Here is a 775-nt window from a genome sequence, read left to right on the forward strand (position 1 = left end):
CGACTTGCGCTTGATTCAATAACGCAATGTTATCGCTGGTATTCAGTGGAATATTATAATCCAGCACTGGAATAATATGCCTAATATCGTAGACGAAATCGGAAGAGAAAGTGAATGAGCGAGGGCTCAACTCTCTGCTGAGGCTACCACTGTATTGGGTGGCTGACACTATCACACTGTCTGTTGCTGGGTAATCATCACGTAAAGAGGTTAAATCAGCATATTGTTTCGAAGGTGCCGCATTTGGGCTGAAGTGATAATCAACGCTATAACTATTGTCACTCTCGGCTACATTTTCATTTGAATTGGCAGCAACCAGTGAAGGTCGAGAATTTTTATCGATAGGGTTGCTTGGTGTCATGTCAATGACACTATACCAAGTGTCAAAAGCATTCGGTGAAGCAAGGCTTTGTACTTTGTCATCACTGACTATTACTAGCTCTAGTGGCGTAGTTAAGTTCCCGTCATTGTACTCAAGTTTGAGTAAGACATATTTATCATCCGCAGCACTGGTTAAAGTAGTGCTGTTGAGTTGTTGCCACAAAGAAGGGCTATTTTTGTGCTCTGGCACGTCTACTAAATACCACTCCGGCGTGACGCTGCCCACAGGGGAGTCAACGAGGGTGTTGTTTTTGTATAGAGAGAGCTGATACGAAAGCGTACTGTTTTGATATATCGGATTAGGTGACAAAGTGGCTGCTAAATAATAGTTGTCACTGCTACCAAGGTTGTTGGCTTTAATTGGGCTTGTGGTTACTTGTTGCGCTATTAACGA

1 protein-coding gene is annotated in these 775 nt (G+C 43.0%); it reads right to left on the reverse strand.

The features are described from left to right. The coding region (locus VTH8203_RS23365) for a hypothetical protein (RefSeq protein WP_158296239.1) at positions 1-775 on the reverse strand (775 nt) is incomplete at both ends.

Source organism: Vibrio thalassae (assembly GCF_900089835.1).
Taxonomy (GTDB): domain Bacteria; phylum Pseudomonadota; class Gammaproteobacteria; order Enterobacterales; family Vibrionaceae; genus Vibrio; species Vibrio thalassae.